Genomic DNA, 20251 nt, shown 5'->3' on the forward strand with positions numbered 1-20251 from the left:
CCTATTCTTTTTCTAAATCCGCCACACAACCTCCCCCTCGCAGACCGTCTCTCTCCACAATCGAGCAGGCTGACTCCTACTCGATTTGTATACTTTGTACACCATCTCGCTTAACAGCTCGATGATGTACATTCGCCAAATGCAGATCCTTGTGCAAGCACAAATCTGCACTTGGCTCATCGTATACACAAAAAAACAGGAACCAAATCACTTTGATTCCTGCTTCTCACTATTCCTGGTATTTATATAAATTAGCCATTGATCATGAAGTTAACCAGTTTATCGATGTCTTCTTTTTCGTATGCAATGATTTCCAGTTCCGGAATCTCTCCGTTAGAGAAAATGTTTGCCATAGAAACATACTGAGAAAGTTTAGATTTCAGGTTCAGTCTGTCGCCTTCTCCTGTTACAAGTTCTACTTTTCCTGTGCAGCTGTCTACTACTTCAAAAAACTTATCAATGTTTGTAATATTCTGTACCTTCATGATGTACACTCCTTTTCTTTTATCTCTTCCTATCTTTTACACCCTCAATATATACAATCTTTTTTTGAAAATCAAGGTTTTTTTTACAAATCAGCGTTTTGGGCATTGTGAACAATTTCACAGTCTGTTTTTTGTGCATAATCACAATGTCTATTTCAAAACAATACTGTCCTTACGGATCTCGATCTTACGCTCTTTATACAGATGTCCGACTGCACGCTTGAATGCATTCTTGCTCAGATCAAACTCCGCACGGATCACCTCCGCATCTGCTTTATCGTTAAATGGAAGGACTCCGCCCTTTTCTTCCAGACGCGCCAGTACCAGAAGCGCATCCTTATCCATCTGGATAAATGCTTTCTCACGGACACTTAAATTCAGCTTTCCATCCGGTTTAACTTCTGTCACTCTCGCATGGATCTTCATTCCCGGTCTTAGACTTTTCGGTGCTTCTCTCTTTGGCACAAGCGCAGAATATTTTCCATCCACTGCAACGAAAGCCCCGAAATTGTCACTCACTTCGTAAACGATTCCCTCTACCTGATCATCCTTCTGATAAGGGGAATCACTGGTCAGATACTCATATACCTTCATGGTCGCACAGAGTCTCTGGCTCTTATCAATATAAAGTCCTACCAGACATTCATCCCCCGGTTTCACCTTATAAGTCTGCTCCTTAAATGGCAGGAACAGATCCTTTTCCAGTCCCCAGTCCAGGAAGGCACCGAATTTGCCAACCTGCGCTACCTTCAGGATTGCACTTTCTCCCAGTGTAAGCTTCGGTTCATTTACCGTTGCGATCAGACGGTCAGAAGAATCCTTATATAAAAATACCTCAATCGGATCGCCCGGCTCGATTCCTGCCGGAACCTGCTTCTTCGGAAGAAGAACCTTTTCTCTGTCATCTCCCAGATATACTCCGAAATCAACTACCTTTACTACCGTAAGCATCTGTTTTTTTCCTAATTCCATCTCTTATTTCTCCTTAAATTCTACTACCGCATACGGATTTCCCTCCGCATCACAAAGTTCCACTATTTTTCTCTGTTCCTCTACCGCCATCTTTGGATAAATAATATCACCCATAACTGCGGATTTTTTATATTCTACCCGGATCTGTCCGGCACGCTCACATTCCGGCACCACATCAATTGCCATCTGGATATACTGGCAGTTATTGACATGCTCATTTGTGTCGATCTGATGACGTCTTACCGGAAAACTTTCTCCATCTTCCAATTCTTTCGGAAGCACGATCTTACGCGGCGCAAACTCTACATCCAGTGGTGCTTCCGGCCGATAAGCCTCGACCTCTTCTTTCGTCGGTCTGCATGGTCTTCCTTTTTTCATATCCATATATACCCAGACCGAATTGGCCCAGGCTGTCATCTCGCCTGCTTCATCCTCCATCTTAAAATTACGGAGTCCGAAAAGCCCGGTAAAATCCGTCGCCCAGGTCGACACCCGGATATGTTCCCCAAGCTTCGGATAACGGTTTACTACAATCTGCCATGCGGAAAGGATCCACGCCTGCCCGCTTTTTTTCAGTGATTCCACGCCATATCCGATATCCTCAGACTGAAAAGTACTACAGTCCTGAAAATAATTAACAAGCCCCGGTAATGTCAGAAGCTCAGTATGGTCTGCTTCACTGAATCGTACTCTGCTTTCAAATGTATACATCTCTTTTACCTCTGTTCTTCCACATAACTTCTGTCTAATGTAATAACACACTGATACTTCGGGTTATGATGCTGCAGTCGGTCCATCAAAGTCAGTGTCAGTTCATTCCCTTTTTCCTCAGAATACTCTCTCGGAATGACAAAATCAAAAATGAGATTGATCTGTTTTTCTCCATTCACCATGCGGAAATCATGGATACTGCATCTCGGATCCAGTGCTTCCACAGCTTTTTCTGTCTCACGTTTTGCCTGAAGTACTTCTTCATTACGAGTCTCCACCGGATCCATATGAATTGTCAGCGAGATCCCCAGTTGTTCCATTGCCTCTCTCTCAATCCGGTCAATGATCTCATGGGATACATCAATCGGGACATCATTCGGAACCTCTGCATGAATGATCGCCATACTTCTTCCCGGTCCGTAATTATGGATCACCAGATCATGACTGCCTTCGATTCCATCGTATTTTTCCACAAAATGCTTGATCTTCTCATAATCTTCCCATGTCGCCGGAATTCCGATCAGCGGCTCAAGCGTATCCTTCGCAATCCCAAAGCCGGCCCACATAACGACCAGTGAAACACCAAGTCCGACAAAGCCATCGATATTGATCCCTGTGATCCGCCAGAATACAACTGACAGGATCGTCGCTGCCGTCGTGATCACATCTCCAAGTGCATCTGCTGCCGTCGCCATCATCACCTGGGAAGAAATCTTCTCACCCAGTTTCCGGTTAAACATCGCAAGCCACAGTTTCACACCTATGGACAACACCAGGATCAGGATCGACACCAGACTGAATTTTAACTGTTCCGGCTCCCGGATCTTCGCGATCGCATTTTTGAAAAAGGTAAATCCAACTTCGATCACAAGAAAGGATACGATCAGTGCCGCTATGTATTCCAGCCTGCCATGCCCAAAAGGATGCTCCTTGTCTGCCGGTTTTTCTGCCATCTTCACTCCGATCATTCCAATGATCGAAGAACCTGCATCCGATAAGTTGTTAAATGCATCTGCAGTAACAGACACACTGTGAAGAAGGATTCCTATCACCATCTTCGCAATCGTCAGCAGAACATTACAAAAGATGCCTACCCCGCTTGCCAGCACTCCATATGCTGTACGGACAGACACCTTTTCTACATCTTTATAATCTTTTACAAATAATTTTACAAGTATATCCGTCATTAAACTTTCCTTTGCCTTATGGCGAAACAAATTTTCCTGCCATCTTCGTTGAAGTATATTCTACACATTTACTCCGTCAATTGCAAGAAAAACCATTTGATTTTTACCGGTGTGCCTTTTACGATCATCGCATACTCTTCATCCGTCAGCATACTCCGCAGCTCTTCCTTCCCTTCCTTGGGAACAATTGCATGGACAGAATCCATAAAACAGAGATTCGGATAAAGAACACACCACCAGTTGTGCCCCTGTGCCTTTCCGATCTTGATCCGGAGTGCATCGTACCAGCCTGCAGGGAAGGTAATGTCTCCGTAAGTTTTGTCCGGAAATTCACACCGCACAACCTCTGCCGTCACTTTGTCGCTGCAGCCTTCTGCCCGCAGGACTTCCTCCGAAACCCGGACCAGTTCCTCTTTGTGGCGGATCGCCCATGCCTTTGCCTCTGCCGCATTCTCTGCACCGGACAGAGTCTCCCGCATATAAGCCACAACCGCCTCTTTTACTTTCATCTTCAGTTCCTGGTCTTCTTCGCTGTCACTGTTGGCAATCACGTGGAAGCGGAACACCTCACCGGACAGCTTTTCCTGCACTGCATTCGCCTTCGCTTCCACCTGCATTACCCTTGTAAATGCCGCACCACACAGAATCACGATCAGTACCAGCGCCACTGCTTTTATTTTTTTCATTTCCGTATGTACCTCCTGTCTTTGATAACAGGAGTATTGACATCATACGGAAAACTATACATTTTTATCTGTGATATTCTGCCTGATCTCTCCGGATAACATCCGATACTGTAGATGCCTGATTGTCAATATGACGTCCCATGAGCTCACATGCCTCTTCAACCTCTCCGCCCGAAATCAGTGCGATCAGCTTATCATGTTCTTCCAGGAGCTGTGGATAACATTCCTTCTGCTTCAGGTATTCTACGCGGAACCGGTACATCTGTTCCCGCAGGTTGTTCAGCAGCGTGATCAGTCTCTGGTTATTGGTTGCAGCAAAAATAATATCATGAAATTGTACATCTGCTTCAGCGATCTTTGTCACATCACCACTCTTTAAGACTTTACGGAAATCTTCAGCTGCCATCTTCATTTCTTCAACCTGCTCCGGCGTGATCCGTTCACACGCAAGCTGTACGGAAAGCTCTTCCAGTGCCTTTCTGACTTCCAGCACATCCTGCATATTCTTCTCTGTGATCTGTGCTACTTCTGCTCCTTTTCGCGGAATCATCAGGACCAGACCTTCCAGCTCCAGTTTACGGATTGCTTCACGGATCGGGGTACGGCTCACTCCAAGCTTGTTGGCAAGCTGGATCTCCATCAGCCGTTCTCCCGGCTTCAGTTCTCCTCTTAAAATTGCCTTCCGGAGTGTATTGAATACAACATCTCTCAACGGCAGGTATTCATTCATATTTACTTCAAAATCCATATCCATTCTTATCTCCTCCTGACGTTATGCACATTTGCAAGATAAATCTGTTTTGCCAGATTCTGTGCTTTTACTTTGGTAAACGCTTCCTTCGCTGTCCTGCGATCCCTGAAAATCCCAAATACAGTCGGTCCGCTTCCGCTCATCATCGCCCCAAGAGCACCTGCTTCCATCATACATTCTTTGATCTGTGCAATGACCGGATATGCTTCAACCGTAACCTTCTCCAGCACATTGCCCATGGATGCTGCCACCTGCTCAAGATCCTGGTTCTTCAATCCGTCCAGGATACCATCTATATCCGGATGCTCCTTGATTTCACAGGAATCCAGCTTTTCATAAACCATCTTTGTCGATACACTGATCGGTGGCTTGGCGATCAGAATCTGACATTTCGGCATCGGAGGAAGCGGTGTCAGCTTTTCCCCGATTCCTTCTGCAAGTACCGTTCCGCGCATAATGCAGTAAGGGACATCCGCCCCAAGCTTCACGCCTCTTTCCATCAGCTCTTTTTGAGAAAGTCCCAGCCGGAACATCTGGTTCATTCCGTAAAGCACTGCCGCCGCATTGGAACTTCCGCCTGCCATTCCTGCAGCAACCGGTATATGCTTGTCCAGATGGATTCTGATCCCGTCTTTGATATCAAATTCATCGATCAGAAGCTTTGCCGCTTTCCATGCAATATTGTCCTCATCATTCGGCAGATAAAAAAGATTTGAATCGATCTCGATACCTGGGGCCGACTTCTTTTGCAACGTCACATTATCGTACAGATACAGCGTCTGCATGACCATGCGCACATCGTGATAACCATTCTCCCGCCGCCCCAGCACATCAAGTCCAAGATTGATCTTCCCAAGTGCTTTTAACTCCAGTTTATCCATGCGTGTATCTCCTTATTGTATTTTTTCGACCTTTTTTTGTATCTTGTATACATCATTTCATTATTATAGTATACTCAAACTCTCCCGAAAAATCAATATTTTATCACCTGTTTTCAGTTCTTTTGATAATAATTCATTATTAAGCAGAATGCTTTCTTCCGTGGTCGAATATTTCTTTGCCAGACTCCACAGATCATCTCCGTCTTTTACGATATATCCCACAATTCCAGGCTGGTTCATCCGCTCTTCTTTTTCATAATCCACAAGTGCAGCCTCTGTCACCATCTGTATTTTTTCCGCCTTTCGCATGAAACTTCTGAACGCCACGACCGCTTTGATCTCTACTTCATCATTTCCGGCAAGATCTACCGCAAGCTGCTCCACTGCATATGTGATGTCATATTTCATATCGCTGCTTCCTTCCCGGCATTCAAGCATTGCCGAGAACGGTACCATTCCCTTCCACACACCAAATGGTACTTCATCATTTGCCTTTACATACAAAAAGCTGACATGGAGAATCCCCTCTGCCAGAATTCCGCCATCCTGCACTTCCATTTTTTCCATCTGCAGGTCTGCGCTGCTGTGGCACACCTGAAGGATCTCATCTTTCAGCTCCGGCAGACTTAATCGTTCTGCGATCTTACTTTTTGAATGATTCTGCATCAGAAGCTCCTCAACAACAGCTTCTTCTGTCTGCAAAACACATTTTTTATCAAGGGAATACGCATCCTCTAAAAGCTCCAGCTTTTCTTCCCCATAGACAAAAAGGCGTACCTGAAGTGCCGCTTCAATGCCAAGCGCACGCATCTCTCCGTCCTCATCCATCCGCACCTCTACACTGATATCATCCAGCTGATCATAGACATGATGATACATGCCCTCTTCTGCGCCGGCACACTCGATCCGCCCCTCATAAGGAACCGTCTGCTCCACCCAGTCTGTCTTGCCCTCCTGGGATTCATAGAGAACAAAGATCTGCAATTCTCCATTTATCAGCATAGCATCCTGCACAAGTCTGGTATCCACTTTCCGGGAGCTTACCTCTGTCCACAAGAGCGTTCCGATATTCTCTTTGGTCCCCGGTATCTTAATCTCCTCTTTTATCCTGTAAATGTCTCTCTTCGCGGTAAACAGCTGCAGCAGCTCCACCGGACATTTTTTCAGATAGATTCCTTCTTCCCCGTCTACATCAAGTGTCACCTGTTTTTCTGTGATCTGCTCTGTATGTACCGTCATTTCCGCAACTGCTTTTACCGCAAGCTTTCTCGAATGGATCAGTGATACCCCGCATTCCACCCGCTGAACCTGCACAATGTATTCGCCTTCTCCGTTTTCTTCCTCCATGTAGACCATTTCCTCAAACGGAAGCATTCCCTCCAAAGCTCCAAGACGCGGATCTCCCGAATCCGTCACATACAAAACTTTAAAATTCAGTTTTCCCGTCACACGGAGATAATTTTCCACTCTTCTTGTCTCTTCAACCCGCAGACTTCCCTCACCGGAAAGCACTCTTCCCACGTCGCTTTTCGCATCCGGTACATTATAATCCCCATCGATCATAAACTGATCCGTCACTGTTTTTCCCATCTGATTCATGCGTACCTGTTTTCTTATCAGTTCCATAGTCAGCCCTCCTATTCAAATATCACCGGTTTTTCGCTTTTTGCCATTTCCAGGACAACATATGGGTATTGGGAAAATCCACCCTCCCGCATACAGATATTTCCCATCTCCTCATCATCTTTTTCTGTCTCTTCACTTCCCGGTCCCAGAAGTGTTGTCTGTACACAGATCACGTCTTTTTCTTCCGTACAACCATCAACCCGGATCGCATATCCCTCCATTTCCTGCCTCCCATACCCCTGTCCGACATACAGCCGGTCTCCTTGCACATACATGATCTGAAATGGTGTTTCTTCCATCCCGGCAATGCGTTCGGTCATTTCCGCCGGAACTTTTTTCTCATCCACAATGGAATATTCCAGCATTTCTCCACCCGCTGCCTCTTTTTCCATAACCTGACAGCCACCAAGGAAAATCAGCATCCAGATCACCCCTGTCACACGGCATCTTATTCTCATAATTATTCACAAACTTTTCCATTTTTTTGTCTCTTTATTATCATATTATCTTCCTTGTATTTTCATGCCCCGAATAGTATAATCGAAGAAAAGTATGTTACTTTATACAATGAAAGCGAGGATTTTTTTGGAATGATACGATTTATCTGTATCGCAGTCTTTTTAATTCTTTACCTGATCCTGTCCATTCCGGTTTTTCTGGTGGAATGGATCATTGGTAAATTCAATCGCAGAGCCAAAGATATCAGTTCTCTGCGCATCGTTCAGTGGGGCTTTAAAGTGATTCTTAAGATGACCGGTGTCACGACAACCGTGATCGGTGAAGAAAATATTCCGGATGAACCGGTACTTTTTATCGGCAACCACCGCAGTTATTTTGATATTCTCCTTACTTACAGCCGGTGCCGGCGTCTGACCGGTTATGTTGCCAAAAAAGAAATGGAAAAGATTCCGCTTCTTTCCACATGGATGAAGAATCTGTACTGTCTCTTCCTTGACAGAGACAATATGAAAGAAGGTCTGAAGACGATCCTTCAGGCAATTGATTATGTAAAAAATGGCATTTCCATCTGCATTTTTCCGGAAGGAACCCGCAACAGTGGTGAAGAGCTTTCTATGCTTCCATTCCGTGACGGTGCACTTAAAATTGCCGAAAAGACCGGGTGTGCGATCATTCCGATCAGCATGAACAATACTGCTGACATTTTTGAAGCACATTTCCCGCGTGTAAAAAAAGTACATGTCGTCATCGAATACGGCAAACCAATCTATCCAAAAGAACTGGATAAAGAGACAAGAAAACATCTTGGAATCTATTGTCATGATCTTATCCAGGACACAATTAAGAAAAACGCCAGTCTGGTCTAAACCCAAAACAGAAAAGAGGTACGATTATGCATTCTAAAAATTTAACATTACTTACAGACTTATACGAACTGACTATGATGCAGGGTTATTACGATAAGCAGGACAATCCTACCGTAATTTTTGATGTATTTTACCGTTCCAACCCATTTTCTTCCGGTTATGCGATCGCAGCCGGACTTGAACAGGTTATTGAGTACGTGAAAAATCTGAACTTCAGCTATGATGATGTGGATTACCTTCGCAGTCTTCACATTTTTTCTGAAGATTTTCTTCAGTATCTGAGCGGCTATCACTTTACCGGAAGCATTTACGCAATTCCGGAAGGAAGCCTGATCTTCCCAAAGGAGCCGATCCTCAAAGTCGTTGCCCCGATCATGGAAGCTCAGCTTGTGGAAACCGCAATCCTGAACATTCTGAACCACCAGTGTCTGATCGCGACCAAGTCTTCCCGTATCGTATACGCTGCCGGTGATACCGGTGTTATGGAATTCGGGCTTCGCCGTGCCCAGGGACCGGATGCCGGATTATACGGCGCACGTGCTGCCGTGATCGCCGGCTGCGTGGGAACCTCCTGCGTACTTACCGGCAAGCTTTTTGACGTTCCGGTTATGGGAACCCATGCACACAGCTGGATCATGAGTTTCCCGGATGAATATACCGCATTTAAAGCCTATGCAGATCTTTATCCTGAAGGCTGTACCCTTCTTGTCGATACTTACGACACCTTAAAATCCGGTGTGCCGAATGCGATCCGTGTCTTCCAGGAGATGAAAGATGCCGGTGTCAGCCCGAGAAAGCTTGGTATCCGTCTTGACAGCGGCGACCTTGCTTACCTGTCCAAAAAAGCACGTAAAATGCTGGATGAGGCCGGCTTTGAAGAAGCAACGATCTGCGCATCCAACGACCTTGATGAATATCTGATCCACGACCTCAAGATGCAGGGCGCAGCGATCGATTCATGGGGTGTCGGAACCAATCTGATCACCTCCAAAGACTGTCCTTCATTCGGTGGTGTATATAAGCTCGCTGCCATCCAGAATAAGAATGGTGAGTTCGAACCTAAAATCAAACTTTCTGAGAACACAGAAAAGATCACCAATCCGGGCAACAAGACAGTTTACCGTATTTACGAAAAAGAAACCGGCAAGATGAAAGCTGATTATATCTGCTTTGTAGACGAAGAGATCAATCCGGAGGAAGATCTTCTCCTCTTTGATCCAAGCGAGACATGGAAGAAGACAAAGATGAAAGCCGGAACCTATACCGTCCGCGAAATGATGCAGCCAATCTTCATCAACGGTGAATGTGTCTACACTTCCCCGTCTGTCAAAGAGATTGCCGCTTACTGCCGTCAGGAAAAAGATACCCTGTGGGATGAATCCAAACGACTCTTCAATCCTCACCAGATGTATATCGATCTGTCTCCAAGACTTTATGAAGTAAAGAAACAGCTTCTTGACCGCATGAGCGCTGATGACTAGGTCACAATTTGAAAAGAGGTATTACCGATGAAAAATATGACATTAAAAAATATAACCGCTGCCTGCCATGGAACCTTCCATGGCGACAGCAGTTTTCTTGAAAAAGAGATTACCGGCGTTGCAATCGACAGCCGGAAAGCAGCACAGGGATTTCTTTTTGTTCCACTCAAAGGAGCCCGCGTAGACGGCCACACCTTTATCCCACAGGTTATGGAACAGGGTGCACTTGCTACTCTTACAGAAGAAGATCCTTCTTCCCTTACCTGTCCCTGCATTCATGTAGAATCCTGCGAAAAAGCACTTCGTGATATCGCAGCGTTTTACCGTATGCAGCTTGACATCAAGGTTGTCGGCATCACCGGAAGTGTTGGAAAAACCAGCACCAAAGAGACAATTGCCTCTGTCCTTTCCCGGAAATACAATGTTCTTAAGACAGAGGGAAACTTTAACAACGGAATCGGACTTCCGCTTACCATCTTCAATCTTACCGAAGAACATGAAGTCGCTGTCCTGGAGATGGGAATTGACCATTTCGGAGAGATGCATGAACTTGCATCCATCAGCCAGCCAGATATCTGTGTAATCACCAACATCGGTCTTGCACACATGGAAAATCTCGGAAGCCGCGACGGAATCTTGAAAGCCAAAACCGAAGTCTTTGACCATCTGCGTCCAAACGCTTCTGTCATCTTAAACGGAGATGATGACAAACTTTCTACGGTCACAGAGGTACAGGGGAAAAAACCTGTTTTCTTCGGCCTTTCAGACAGTCTGGATGCCTATGCAGATGAGATTGTAAGCCAGGGGCTTCGCGGAACTGACGCTGTGCTTCACCTTCCACTCGGAGAAATCAACGTACATATTCCGGTGCCGGGAAACCACATGGTCTACAATGCTCTCGCCGGAGCATGTGTTGGCATGAAACTCGGCCTTACTCTGGATGAAATCCGGTCAGGAATCACTTCCCTGAAGACGATTGCCGGACGTACCAATCTCATTGACACAGGATCGCTTCTGATCATCGACGATTGTTATAATGCCAATCCGGTTTCCATGAAATCTTCTCTGGATGTACTTTCCACCGCAACAGGAAGAACCGTAGCTGTAATGGGCGATATGTTTGAGCTTGGTGATAAGGAGAATGAACTTCACTACAATACCGGCGCACATGCTGCCGAGATCGGCATTGATGTGATCTGCTGTATCGGAGAACTTTCCCACCACGCATACGAGGGTGCAAAAGCCTGTGCAAAGAACAGCTCCATACTTTATTTTAAAACCAAACAGGATTTCCTGGATAAGATCCGGAACGTTGTCAAAAAAGATGACACCATTTTAGTCAAAGCTTCCCACGGTATGGAATTTCCTGAGATCATCGAAGTACTCAGACAAATGCAGTTTTAAGAGAGGTTTACCATGAAATATCAGTTACTCGTTCTTGATCTGGACGGAACACTTACCAACTCCAGGAAAGAAATCACTCCACCGACGTTAAAGGCTCTGACCGAGATCCAGGAAGCCGGGAAAAAAGTTGTTCTTGCAAGCGGTCGCCCTACATACGGCGTACTTCCTCTTGCAGAGCAGCTCCATCTGGAGCGTTACGGAAGCTATATCCTATCCTTCAACGGAGCACGGATCACTGACTGCCGCACCGGCCAGGTCATTTACAACAAAACACTTCCGCAGGACGTGATCCCGGATATCTACCGGATTGCTTCCAACTACCCGGTTGATATTCTGGCTTATGAGGATGGACGGCTTCTGTCCGGATTTACCCCGACAAAATATTCCGAATTAGAATCCCGGATCAACCATTTACCAATTGTACAAATTGATAATTTCTGTGAGAAAGTATCCACATTTCCAAACAATAAATTTCTCCTGACCGGAGAACCAGCTATGATCGCTGCTGCTAAAGAGGAAATGTCCGCTCATTTCCATGGTTATATCGATGTTTACTGTTCGGATCCATTTTTCCTCGAAATCGTTCCAAAGAATGTAGACAAAGCCGCTTCTCTTCTGAAGCTTCTTACCAGCATCGGTCTGACTGCTGATGAAATGATCTGCTGCGGTGACGGATACAACGACCTGACTATGATCGAAACCGCAGGTCTTGGAGTGGCAATGGAAAATGCACAGCCACTGGTCCGTGAAAAAGCAGATTTTATCACAAAATCAAATGATGATGACGGAATTCTCTATGTGATCGATCAGTTTATGCGCGATTGACCGTCGTAGAAATATCATTTCTCAAAATATAAAAATCCCGGAGAACTGGTTTTACTTCCAGTCTCCGGGATTTTTGTTTTCAGTATTTTTCTGTACTTAGATTTCTGCAGTTTCCGCGTCGTCAGTCTCTTCCAGTACTTCCGCATACTTGTCCAGAATGATCTTCTGGATTCTGTCTCTTGTACCGGAATTGATTGGATGCGCAATATCACGATATTCCCCATCCAGTGCTCTCTTACTCGGCATTGCAATGAAAAGTCCTTTTTCCCCTTCAATGACTTTAATATCGTGAACAACAAATTCTTCGTCCATTGTAATTGATACTACTGCCTTTAATTTTCCTTCTTTTGCTACTTTGCGCACGCGTACATCTGTAATCTGCATAACTTTCTAGCCCCTTTCTCCAGTAACGCACATACCGGTCCGCTCCTTTTCCTTTATTTGACCGGCATGCCTTCTGATCCGGACTCTTATAAGTCCCCCTCAGTTTTTATAATGCGTACCTTTCGTTCTTTTCTATTACTACTTTCACGCCATCTTCACCAACATGCCGTGTATTGGCACGGATCGTATCCCTGCTCTCTACAATACAGTTCTCAATGTAAGTATTGTCCCCAAGATACACATCATTTAAAATAATTGAGTTTTTGATCACACAATTATTTCCAACAAACACTTTTTTGAACAGAACTGAGTTCTCGACAGTTCCGTTGATAATGCTTCCGCTTGCCACAAGGCTGTTCTTAACGACCGCACCCGGATTATATTTTGCCGGAGGCAGGTCTGTCACCTTGGAATAAATACTTGGAAGCTGCTTAAAGAAATAGTTCCGGACTTCCGGTTTGAGGAAATCCATGTTTGTCTTATAATAGGCATCGACTGTGGAAATATTGTTCCAGTAGTCTTTTATCTTATAACCGTATATCTTTTTCAGATTCTTGTATCTGATCAGGATATCCGTTACAAAATCATATCTGTCTTCCTCAGCTGAATGCTCGATCAGATCGATCAGCTGACGTCTGCGGATGATATAGATTCCTGTGGAAATCGTGTTGGAATTTGCCACCATCGGTTTTTCCTCAAATTCTTCGATCCGCATATTCTCATTCATCTTCAGGATGCCAAAACGGGTTGCATCCTCGCCCGGATCCAGATCCCTGCATACCACGGTGATATCTGCTTTCTTTGCAATGTGGTATTCCAGTACTTTGTTATAATCCATCTTATAAACCGCATCTCCGGATGTGATGATCACATAAGGTTCATGGCATCTCTTCAGGAAATCCAGGTTCTGATAGATCGCATCTGCCGTTCCACGATACCAGTAGCCATTGTCTGCGGTGATCGTCGGTGTAAATACGTAAAGACCACCCTGTTTACGTCCGAAATCCCACCACTTGGAAGAATTCAGATGTTCATTCAGTGAACGTGCATTATACTGAGTAAGCACTGCTACCTTTTGGATGTGCGAATTGGACATATTGCTGAGTGCAAAATCAATTGCCCGGTAGCTTCCTGCGATCGGCATCGCTGCCACTGCACGCCTCTGTGTAAGCTCCCGCATCTTGTTGTTGTTACCGCCTGCTAAAATGATTCCAACTGCTCTCATGATCTGTCACCCGCCTTTATCAATACTCCGCCGCTTTCAAGAGCACCCTGTATATAATCCTCCTTCACGGTAATACCGCTGATCGCAGTATTCTTTCCAATCTGTACTCCTGCCGGAATCACAGAATTCTCACCGATCGTGACCAGTCCGGAATTGTAGATATCAGACCTGAGCTTGTTCGGTGCTTCATTGCCGATTCCAAGGGTTACATTATCTCCAACCTTAACATTCTCCGCAATGATCGCCTTATCAATTACGCAGTCATTTCCAATCGCAACATCCTGCATGATGATCGAATCCCGGATCACGCAGCCTTGTCCAACAACAACACCTGCGCCGATCACACAGTTATGTATCTCGCCGTATATCTCAGCTCCGTCGCCAATGATGCTTCTGTCGATCACAGCTTCTTTTGAGATATACTGTGGCGGTATAATTGAATTATTCGTATAAATTTTCCAGAATTCCTCATAAAGATTAAATTCAGGAATAATGTCGATCAGTTCCATATTGGCTTCCCAGTAAGAACTTAATGTACCGACATCCTTCCAGTAGCCGTTATATTCATATGCAAAAAGTCTCTGCTTCTTTTCATGACAGTACGGAATGATATGTTTACCGAAATCACATCCCGGCTGATCTTTCATCTTGATCAGTGCCTCTTTGAGCACCGGCCAGCTGAAAATATAAATTCCCATGGAAGCGAGATTGCTCCGCGGATTCGCCGGCTTCTCTTCAAACTCGGTGATCCTCTTGTCTTCGTCGGTAATTACGATTCCGAAACGACTTGCTTCTTCGATCGGAACCGGCATTGCCGCGATCGTCACATCTGCATGGTTCTCCTTGTGGAAATCCAGCATAACTTCGTAATCCATCTTGTAAATATGATCTCCTGACAAGATCAGTACATAATCCGGATTAAACGTCTCCATATACTCCAGATTCTGATAAATTGCATTCGCCGTTCCTGTATACCATTCGCTGCTTGTACTCTTCTCATACGGCGGAAGAATTGACACCCCTCCGATATTCCGGTCCAGATCCCACGGAATACCAATTCCAATATGTGTATTAAGCCTGAGTGGTTGATACTGGGTCAGGACACCGACTGTATCGATCCCTGAATTGATACAGTTACTCAGCGGGAAATCAATGATCCTGTATTTACCGCCGAATGCAACAGCCGGTTTAGCAACTTTTGCAGTCAGGACGCCAAGTCTGCTGCCCTGTCCTCCTGCCAATAGCATTGCTATCATTTCCTTTTTTATCATGTCTTCACCCCTTCTCAGTAATTCTGGTTTTTTCATTATAACATATTACATGCATATAGTGAACATATTTTACAAAAATATTTCCGTTCACCCATCTTTTTTATAGAAATATCACAAAAAGAAAAGGTTTGGTTTTTGACCTATCTATGTTATAATTATGCACGTAAGTCAAATACTATGAAACAAATTCACAGAACAGGAAGTGTCATTATGTATAAAATTGATTTTAATCAGCCTTGCCATATCCACTTCATCGGAATTGGCGGCATCAGTATGAGCGGACTCGCTGAGATCCTTCTTGAAGAAGGCTTCACAGTATCCGGATCCGATAACAAAGAATCGGCACTTACGGATCATCTGTCTCAGAATGGTGCAACCGTATTTTACGGTCAGAAAGCTTCCAATATTATAGACGGTATCGACCTTGTAGTTTATACCGCAGCAATCCACGAAGACAACGAAGAATTTGCAGAAGCAAAGCGTCAGAATCTTCCGATGTTATCCAGAGCAGAATTACTCGGTCAGCTTATGACTAACTATAAGACACCGGTTGCTATATCCGGTACACACGGTAAGACAACCACAACCTCTATGCTTTCTCATATCGCTCTTGCAGCAGACCTGGATCCGACAATCTCTGTCGGCGGTATCCTGAAAGCGATCGAAGGCAATATCCGTGTCGGCGGACCTGACCTTTTTATTACGGAAGCATGCGAATATACCAACAGTTTCCTGCACTTTTTCCCGAAAATCGGTATTATTCTGAATGTGGATGCGGATCACCTGGACTTTTTTAAAGACCTGGACGATATCCGTAATTCTTTCCACCTTTTTGCTAAGCTTCTTCCGGAAAACGGAACGCTCGTCATCAACGGAGATATTGATAAGATTGAAGAGATCACCTCCGATCTTTCCTGTCGTGTTATCACTTTTGGCAAAGAAGCTTCCCTGGATTACAGTGCAGCCAATATTACTTATAACGAACAGGGCAATGCCTCTTTCGATGTCGTAAAAGACGGACAGAATGTTGCACATCTCGCTCTTGCAGTCGGCGGTGAGCACAACGTATATAACGCACTTGCGGCAATCGCAGTTGCCGATATTCTCGGTGTTCCTGCGGAGACGATCCAGACAGGTCTTGCTTCCTTCCACGGAACAGACCGCCGTTTTGAATACAAAGGTGAAGTCGGCGGAGTGACCATCATTGATGATTACGCACACCATCCGACAGAGATCGCAGCAACTCTGAAAAGTGCTGCACATTATCCACATAAAAAACTGTGGTGTATTTTCCAGCCACATACTTATACCCGTACAAAAGCATTATTCTCAGAATTTGCTGAAGCACTCGCACATGCAGACCATGTAATCCTTGCTGACATCTATGCAGCGCGTGAGACAGATACTTTAGGCATCTCTTCTGCACAGCTTGCAGATGCAGTCAAAGAACATGGATGTGACGCAACTTATCTGCCAAGCTTTGCAGCCATCGAAGAGTTCGTCACCACCCACTGTCAGCCTGGTGATCTTCTGATCACAATGGGGGCCGGAGATGTTGTAAATATCGGAGAAGACCTGTTAAAAGCTTGATTTTCTCCAATATCTGCGAAATTTTATCTGTAATAGCAAAAATTTCCGTCAGAAAATTCTTTTTTACGATCTGGGATGATGTTATAATGAACAAAGTCAGAAAAGAAAGGAAGCGGAAATTATGAGTGCACTTATTTTGCGCAATCATTCCCATAACAATATAACGATCGTGGAGAATGATTTTATCGATCATTATATGGTATCTGCGAACGGAGAATATGTAAAAGTCTATCTTCTTCTTCTCCGCTATCAGAATATCCCGGATCAGCTTCCGGCTATCCCGCAGATGGCAGACCTTCTGGAGAATACCGAAGGCGATATCCTGCGCGCACTCAAATACTGGGAAAAAGAAGGGATTCTTTCTCTCGAATATAACGAAGCAAACGAACTTACCGGAATCTGTCTCGGCGGATCTGCTGCAAGGAAAACTCCTGCAAAAGCAGCTTTTCATACGCCTTCTGCACAGTCGGTTTCTGTTCACGAAAAATCTTCGGTCAGGCAAAATAACGGAAATGCCCCTGTTTCAGATCAGACTGCGGATCAGAATCTTCCTGCATCAAGACGTTCTCTTGCTGCAAGAAGAGAATTGAAACAGATTCTTTTTATTGCTGAACAGTATCTCGGCAAAACCTTAACCCGTACCGATGTTGATGCGATTACCTACTTTTATGATTCCCTTGGTTTTTCCGCAGACCTGATCGAGTATCTGATCGAATACTGTGTGGAGAACGGACATAAGAGCATGCATTACATTCAGAAAGTAGCACTTTCATGGGCAGATGAACATATTACAACCGTCGATCAGGCACGTAATTCCTCTGCATTTTACAACAAAACCTGCTATTCTATCCTGAATGCATTTGGCATCAAAGGGCGGGGACCTGCATCTGCCGAACTGGATTATATCCGCAAATGGCTGGAGGATGGGAATTTCGAGCTGGATCTCATTCTGGAAGCATGCAACCGCACCATCAGTGCGATCCACCAGCCAAGTTTTGAATATACTGACAAGATTCTCGAAAACTGGAAGACGGGCAACGTTCGTACACTGGCAGATGTTGAGCGTCTTGATTCTGCCTTTGAGCAGGAAAAAGACCGGAGGAAAACTCCTTCGGGGCAAAACCGTACACCTTCTGCCCAGCAGCCTTCCAAATTCCGTAATTTTGAAGAACGTTCTTACAATATGGACGAGCTTACCAAAGAATTATTACGCAGTAACTAAGAAAGGGGAACACTGTGCCGTTAACCAATTCACAATACAATGCGCTGATGCGCGTATATGAAGAAAAAAGAGCGAAGAGCCGCGACCTCGCGAATTTTCACTACGAGCGTGCCTGCCAGAAGGTTCCGGAGCTTGCATCGATTGATGCCTCTATTTCTTCTGCCAGCCTTGACCAGGCGAAAAAGCTGCTCGCAGGCGATGACACTGCCCTCGCTTCTTTGAAGGAAGAGATCCGGTCTCTTTCGGACAGACGCCGCCGACTCCTTTCCGACGCCGGATTCCCGGAAGACTATCTGGAACAGCATTTTGAATGTCCGGACTGTCAGGATACCGGCTATGTCGGCACGAAAAAGTGCCATTGCTTTTTAAAAGCGATCATTGATCTGTTCTACACCCAGTCCAACTTAAAAGGGCTTCTCGAACAGGAAAATTTTGAACATTTTAATTTTGATTATTATTCATCCAATTATAGAGACCGGCTTTCCGGTCAGAATTCCCGCGAGCTTGCAACGCGGGCTTATCAGGAATGTATGAATTTCATCCACAATTTTGATACCGAACATGGTAATCTGCTTCTTTTTGGGAATACTGGTATCGGGAAGACATTTCTCAGCCACTGTATCGCAAAAGAAGTGATGGATTCTCTGCATTCCGTCCTTTACCTGACTGCCTCTGAATTTTTCGATGCGCTCCTTGAAAAAGCGCTGAACCGGAACGATGAGAGCTGTCTTTTATATGAGCAGATCCACCTCTGTGACCTGCTGATCATTGATGACCTGGGAACCGAACGCAATACAGACTTTGTCGTTTCTCAGCTTTTTGTGTGTTTAAATGATCGGATCCTGAACAGGAAATCCACAATCATTTCTACTAATCTTACTCTGGAGGAAATCAAGACGAACTATACGGAACGTACATTTTCCCGGATAAGCAACCATTATAAGATACTTCGCCTTGCCGGTGATGATATCCGCATCCAAAAGAAACTTATGTACAGGGAGGAACACTGATGTTACATCGAAGTGAACGAATTCTGGATAATATTCCAGTTGGCTCTCTCGGCATTATTGCCGTAGACGGCTGTGAAGAGATGGGAAATAAAGTCAATGACTATCTCGTAAAATGGAGAAAGGAAGAGACTCGTTTCCAGAAAGACAATCTTGTTTTCAACGGCTACGAAAAGCCAAACTATCTGATTGACGCAAAAGTACCGCGTTTCGGATCAGGTGAAGCAAAAGGTATTATCAATGAGTCTGTACGTGGAAAAGACCTCTATCTGATGGTTGATGTCTGCAATTACAGCCTGACTTATTCACTCAGCGGCAATACCAACCATATGTCACCGGACGACCATTTCCAAAACCTGAAGCGTGTCATCGCTGCTGTAGGTGGAAAAGCACGTCGTCTCAACATCATCATGCCATTCCTTTATGAAAGCCGCCAGCACAAGAGAAGCGGTCGTGAATCACTGGACTGCGCACTGGCTCTGCAGGAACTGGTACGCATGGGTGTAGATAACATCATCACTTTTGATGCCCATGACCCACGTGTACAGAATGCTATCCCGTTAAGCGGATTTGAAACCATCCGTCCTACCTACCAGTTCGTAAAAGGACTGTTAAAGCATGTACCGGATCTTCAGATCGACGCCGACCATATGATGGCGATCAGCCCGGATGAAGGTGCAACCGGACGTGCAATCTACTTTGCCAACGTACTCGGTCTTGATATGGGTATGTTCTACAAACGTCGTGACTATACAACCATCGTAGACGGACGTAACCCGATCGTAGCCCACGAATTCCTTGGATCTTCTGTAGAAGGCAAAGACGTGATCATCCTTGATGATATGATTTCTTCAGGTGACAGTATCCTTGACGTTGCCCGCCAGCTCAAGATGCGTAAAGCAAAACGCATCTACGCTGCTGCAACCTTCGGACTTTTCACAAATGGTATGGAAAAATTTGACCAGGCTTACGAAGAAGGACTGATCAACGGAATCCTCACAACAAACCTGATCTATCAGACACCGGAGCTGCTCAGCCGCCCTTACTACATCAACTGCGACATGAGCAAATACATCGCACTGGTGATCGATACACTGAATCATGATGCTTCTATCAGCAGTATCCTTGATCCAAGTGAACGTATCCAGAATGTAGTTGAGAAGTATAAAAAAGGGGAAGCGATCGACTAACTATAATACAAAAAATACTGCCTGAATA

General features: G+C 45.0%; 20 protein-coding genes. 8 read left to right on the forward strand and 12 right to left on the reverse strand.

What is annotated here, in order from left to right; all coding sequences use genetic code 11:
• Positions 1-251 precede the first annotated feature (251 nt).
• The 9 genes from ACYQ5K_RS12895 to ACYQ5K_RS12935 all read right to left on the reverse strand — a co-directional run bounded on the left by ACYQ5K_RS12895 (position 252) and on the right by ACYQ5K_RS12935 (position 7757).
• Positions 252-485, reverse strand: coding sequence for a polya polymerase (locus ACYQ5K_RS12895; RefSeq protein ID WP_173688995.1), 234 nt, complete (start codon positions 483-485; stop codon positions 252-254).
• 150 nt (positions 486-635) lie between these two features.
• A complete protein-coding gene (locus tag ACYQ5K_RS12900) occupies positions 636-1457 on the reverse strand; it encodes a CvfB family protein (protein WP_008368973.1) in 822 nt (273 codons plus the stop codon).
• Between the two features lie 3 nt (positions 1458-1460).
• The gene (locus ACYQ5K_RS12905; protein WP_173688996.1) at positions 1461-2168 is read right to left on the reverse strand and encodes an acyl-[acyl-carrier-protein] thioesterase; all 708 of its coding nucleotides are present in this window, start codon (positions 2166-2168) and stop codon (positions 1461-1463) included.
• 5 nt (positions 2169-2173) lie between these two features.
• Positions 2174-3355: a cation diffusion facilitator family transporter gene (locus tag ACYQ5K_RS12910; protein ID WP_173688997.1), complete on the reverse strand. Its 1182-nt coding sequence runs from the start codon at positions 3353-3355 to the stop codon at positions 2174-2176.
• Positions 3356-3423: 68 nt separating this feature from the next.
• Complete coding sequence (gene spoIIR, locus ACYQ5K_RS12915) at positions 3424-4041, reverse strand: stage II sporulation protein R (protein ID WP_459777717.1); 618 nt, start codon at positions 4039-4041, stop codon at positions 3424-3426.
• Positions 4042-4105: 64 nt separating this feature from the next.
• Positions 4106-4795, reverse strand: coding sequence for a GntR family transcriptional regulator (locus tag ACYQ5K_RS12920; protein WP_459777718.1), 690 nt, complete (start codon positions 4793-4795; stop codon positions 4106-4108).
• Between the two features lie 2 nt (positions 4796-4797).
• Positions 4798-5673, reverse strand: a complete 876-nt coding sequence (gene ispE / locus ACYQ5K_RS12925; RefSeq protein WP_008368982.1) for a 4-(cytidine 5'-diphospho)-2-C-methyl-D-erythritol kinase — start codon at positions 5671-5673, stop codon at positions 4798-4800.
• Positions 5674-5736: 63 nt separating this feature from the next.
• The gene (locus ACYQ5K_RS12930; protein WP_459777719.1) at positions 5737-7299 is read right to left on the reverse strand and encodes a DUF3794 and LysM peptidoglycan-binding domain-containing protein; all 1563 of its coding nucleotides are present in this window, start codon (positions 7297-7299) and stop codon (positions 5737-5739) included.
• An 11-nt stretch (positions 7300-7310) separates the two neighbouring features.
• Positions 7311-7757 (reverse strand): protease complex subunit PrcB family protein, encoded by a 447-nt coding sequence (locus ACYQ5K_RS12935; protein ID WP_459777720.1) that lies wholly within the window; start codon positions 7755-7757, stop codon positions 7311-7313.
• 132 nt (positions 7758-7889) lie between these two features.
• On the opposite strand from ACYQ5K_RS12935, the gene ACYQ5K_RS12940 reads away from it, so the two are divergent.
• Genes ACYQ5K_RS12940 through ACYQ5K_RS12955 form a run of 4 tightly spaced genes read left to right on the forward strand, consistent with a single transcriptional unit; the run spans position 7890 to position 12334 of the window.
• Positions 7890-8624 (forward strand): lysophospholipid acyltransferase family protein, encoded by a 735-nt coding sequence (locus ACYQ5K_RS12940; protein WP_173689001.1) that lies wholly within the window; start codon positions 7890-7892, stop codon positions 8622-8624.
• A gap of 26 nt (positions 8625-8650) precedes the next feature.
• Positions 8651-10105, forward strand: a complete 1455-nt coding sequence (locus ACYQ5K_RS12945; protein ID WP_459777721.1) for a nicotinate phosphoribosyltransferase — start codon at positions 8651-8653, stop codon at positions 10103-10105.
• A gap of 27 nt (positions 10106-10132) precedes the next feature.
• A complete protein-coding gene (locus ACYQ5K_RS12950; RefSeq protein WP_459777722.1) occupies positions 10133-11509 on the forward strand; it encodes a UDP-N-acetylmuramoyl-tripeptide--D-alanyl-D-alanine ligase in 1377 nt (458 codons plus the stop codon).
• Between the two features lie 12 nt (positions 11510-11521).
• Complete coding sequence (locus ACYQ5K_RS12955; protein WP_459777723.1) at positions 11522-12334, forward strand: Cof-type HAD-IIB family hydrolase; 813 nt, start codon at positions 11522-11524, stop codon at positions 12332-12334.
• Between the two features lie 96 nt (positions 12335-12430).
• Here the strand turns inward: ACYQ5K_RS12955 and spoVG are convergent, their stop codons facing one another.
• The 3 genes from spoVG to ACYQ5K_RS12970 all read right to left on the reverse strand — a co-directional run bounded on the left by spoVG (position 12431) and on the right by ACYQ5K_RS12970 (position 15214).
• A complete protein-coding gene (gene spoVG / locus ACYQ5K_RS12960; RefSeq protein ID WP_008368997.1) occupies positions 12431-12718 on the reverse strand; it encodes a septation regulator SpoVG in 288 nt (95 codons plus the stop codon).
• A gap of 106 nt (positions 12719-12824) precedes the next feature.
• On the reverse strand, positions 12825-13943 hold the full coding sequence (glgD, locus tag ACYQ5K_RS12965) for a glucose-1-phosphate adenylyltransferase subunit GlgD (protein ID WP_459777724.1): 1119 nt from the start codon (positions 13941-13943) through the stop codon (positions 12825-12827).
• Complete coding sequence (locus ACYQ5K_RS12970) at positions 13940-15214, reverse strand: glucose-1-phosphate adenylyltransferase (protein ID WP_173689006.1); 1275 nt, start codon at positions 15212-15214, stop codon at positions 13940-13942. The genes glgD and ACYQ5K_RS12970 overlap by 4 nt, the downstream gene beginning before the upstream one ends.
• Before the next feature lie 210 nt (positions 15215-15424).
• Here ACYQ5K_RS12970 and murC point away from each other — a divergent pair, with 210 nt between their 5' ends.
• The 4 genes from murC to ACYQ5K_RS12990 all read left to right on the forward strand — a co-directional run bounded on the left by murC (position 15425) and on the right by ACYQ5K_RS12990 (position 20223).
• A complete protein-coding gene (gene murC / locus ACYQ5K_RS12975) occupies positions 15425-16804 on the forward strand; it encodes a UDP-N-acetylmuramate--L-alanine ligase (protein ID WP_173689007.1) in 1380 nt (459 codons plus the stop codon).
• A 121-nt stretch (positions 16805-16925) separates the two neighbouring features.
• Positions 16926-18026, forward strand: coding sequence for a DnaD domain protein (locus ACYQ5K_RS12980; protein WP_173689008.1), 1101 nt, complete (start codon positions 16926-16928; stop codon positions 18024-18026).
• A 14-nt stretch (positions 18027-18040) separates the two neighbouring features.
• Entirely contained in the window at positions 18041-19036 is a 996-nt protein-coding gene (locus ACYQ5K_RS12985; protein ID WP_173689009.1) for an ATP-binding protein, read from the forward strand.
• Positions 19036-20223, forward strand: a complete 1188-nt coding sequence (locus ACYQ5K_RS12990) for a ribose-phosphate pyrophosphokinase (protein ID WP_173689010.1) — start codon at positions 19036-19038, stop codon at positions 20221-20223. Before ACYQ5K_RS12985 ends, ACYQ5K_RS12990 begins: the two co-directional genes overlap by 1 nt.
• Positions 20224-20251 lie beyond the last annotated feature (28 nt).

The sequence above is a fragment of the Allocoprococcus similis genome (assembly GCF_054660775.1).

Bases quoted from the DNA above. Each gene is read 5' to 3' on its own strand.
- ACYQ5K_RS12895 (WP_173688995.1), bottom strand. From the start codon at position 485: ATGAAGGTACAGAATATTACAAACATTGATAAGTTTTTTGAAGTAGTA.
- ACYQ5K_RS12900 (WP_008368973.1), bottom strand. From the start codon at position 1,457: ATGGAATTAGGAAAAAAACAGATGCTTACGGTAGTAAAGGTAGTTGAT.
- ACYQ5K_RS12905 (WP_173688996.1), bottom strand. From the start codon at position 2,168: ATGTATACATTTGAAAGCAGAGTACGATTCAGTGAAGCAGACCATACT.
- ACYQ5K_RS12910 (WP_173688997.1), bottom strand. From the start codon at position 3,355: ATGACGGATATACTTGTAAAATTATTTGTAAAAGATTATAAAGATGTA.
- spoIIR (WP_459777717.1), bottom strand. From the start codon at position 4,041: ATGAAAAAAATAAAAGCAGTGGCGCTGGTACTGATCGTGATTCTGTGT.
- ACYQ5K_RS12920 (WP_459777718.1), bottom strand. From the start codon at position 4,795: ATGGATATGGATTTTGAAGTAAATATGAATGAATACCTGCCGTTGAGA.
- ispE (WP_008368982.1), bottom strand. From the start codon at position 5,673: ATGGATAAACTGGAGTTAAAAGCACTTGGGAAGATCAATCTTGGACTT.
- ACYQ5K_RS12930 (WP_459777719.1), bottom strand. From the start codon at position 7,299: ATGGAACTGATAAGAAAACAGGTACGCATGAATCAGATGGGAAAAACA.
- ACYQ5K_RS12935 (WP_459777720.1), bottom strand. From the start codon at position 7,757: ATGAGAATAAGATGCCGTGTGACAGGGGTGATCTGGATGCTGATTTTC.
- ACYQ5K_RS12940 (WP_173689001.1), top strand. From the start codon at position 7,890: ATGATACGATTTATCTGTATCGCAGTCTTTTTAATTCTTTACCTGATC.
- ACYQ5K_RS12945 (WP_459777721.1), top strand. From the start codon at position 8,651: ATGCATTCTAAAAATTTAACATTACTTACAGACTTATACGAACTGACT.
- ACYQ5K_RS12950 (WP_459777722.1), top strand. From the start codon at position 10,133: ATGAAAAATATGACATTAAAAAATATAACCGCTGCCTGCCATGGAACC.
- ACYQ5K_RS12955 (WP_459777723.1), top strand. From the start codon at position 11,522: ATGAAATATCAGTTACTCGTTCTTGATCTGGACGGAACACTTACCAAC.
- spoVG (WP_008368997.1), bottom strand. From the start codon at position 12,718: ATGCAGATTACAGATGTACGCGTGCGCAAAGTAGCAAAAGAAGGAAAA.
- glgD (WP_459777724.1), bottom strand. From the start codon at position 13,943: ATGAGAGCAGTTGGAATCATTTTAGCAGGCGGTAACAACAACAAGATG.
- ACYQ5K_RS12970 (WP_173689006.1), bottom strand. From the start codon at position 15,214: ATGATAAAAAAGGAAATGATAGCAATGCTATTGGCAGGAGGACAGGGC.
- murC (WP_173689007.1), top strand. From the start codon at position 15,425: ATGTATAAAATTGATTTTAATCAGCCTTGCCATATCCACTTCATCGGA.
- ACYQ5K_RS12980 (WP_173689008.1), top strand. From the start codon at position 16,926: ATGAGTGCACTTATTTTGCGCAATCATTCCCATAACAATATAACGATC.
- ACYQ5K_RS12990 (WP_173689010.1), top strand. From the start codon at position 19,036: ATGTTACATCGAAGTGAACGAATTCTGGATAATATTCCAGTTGGCTCT.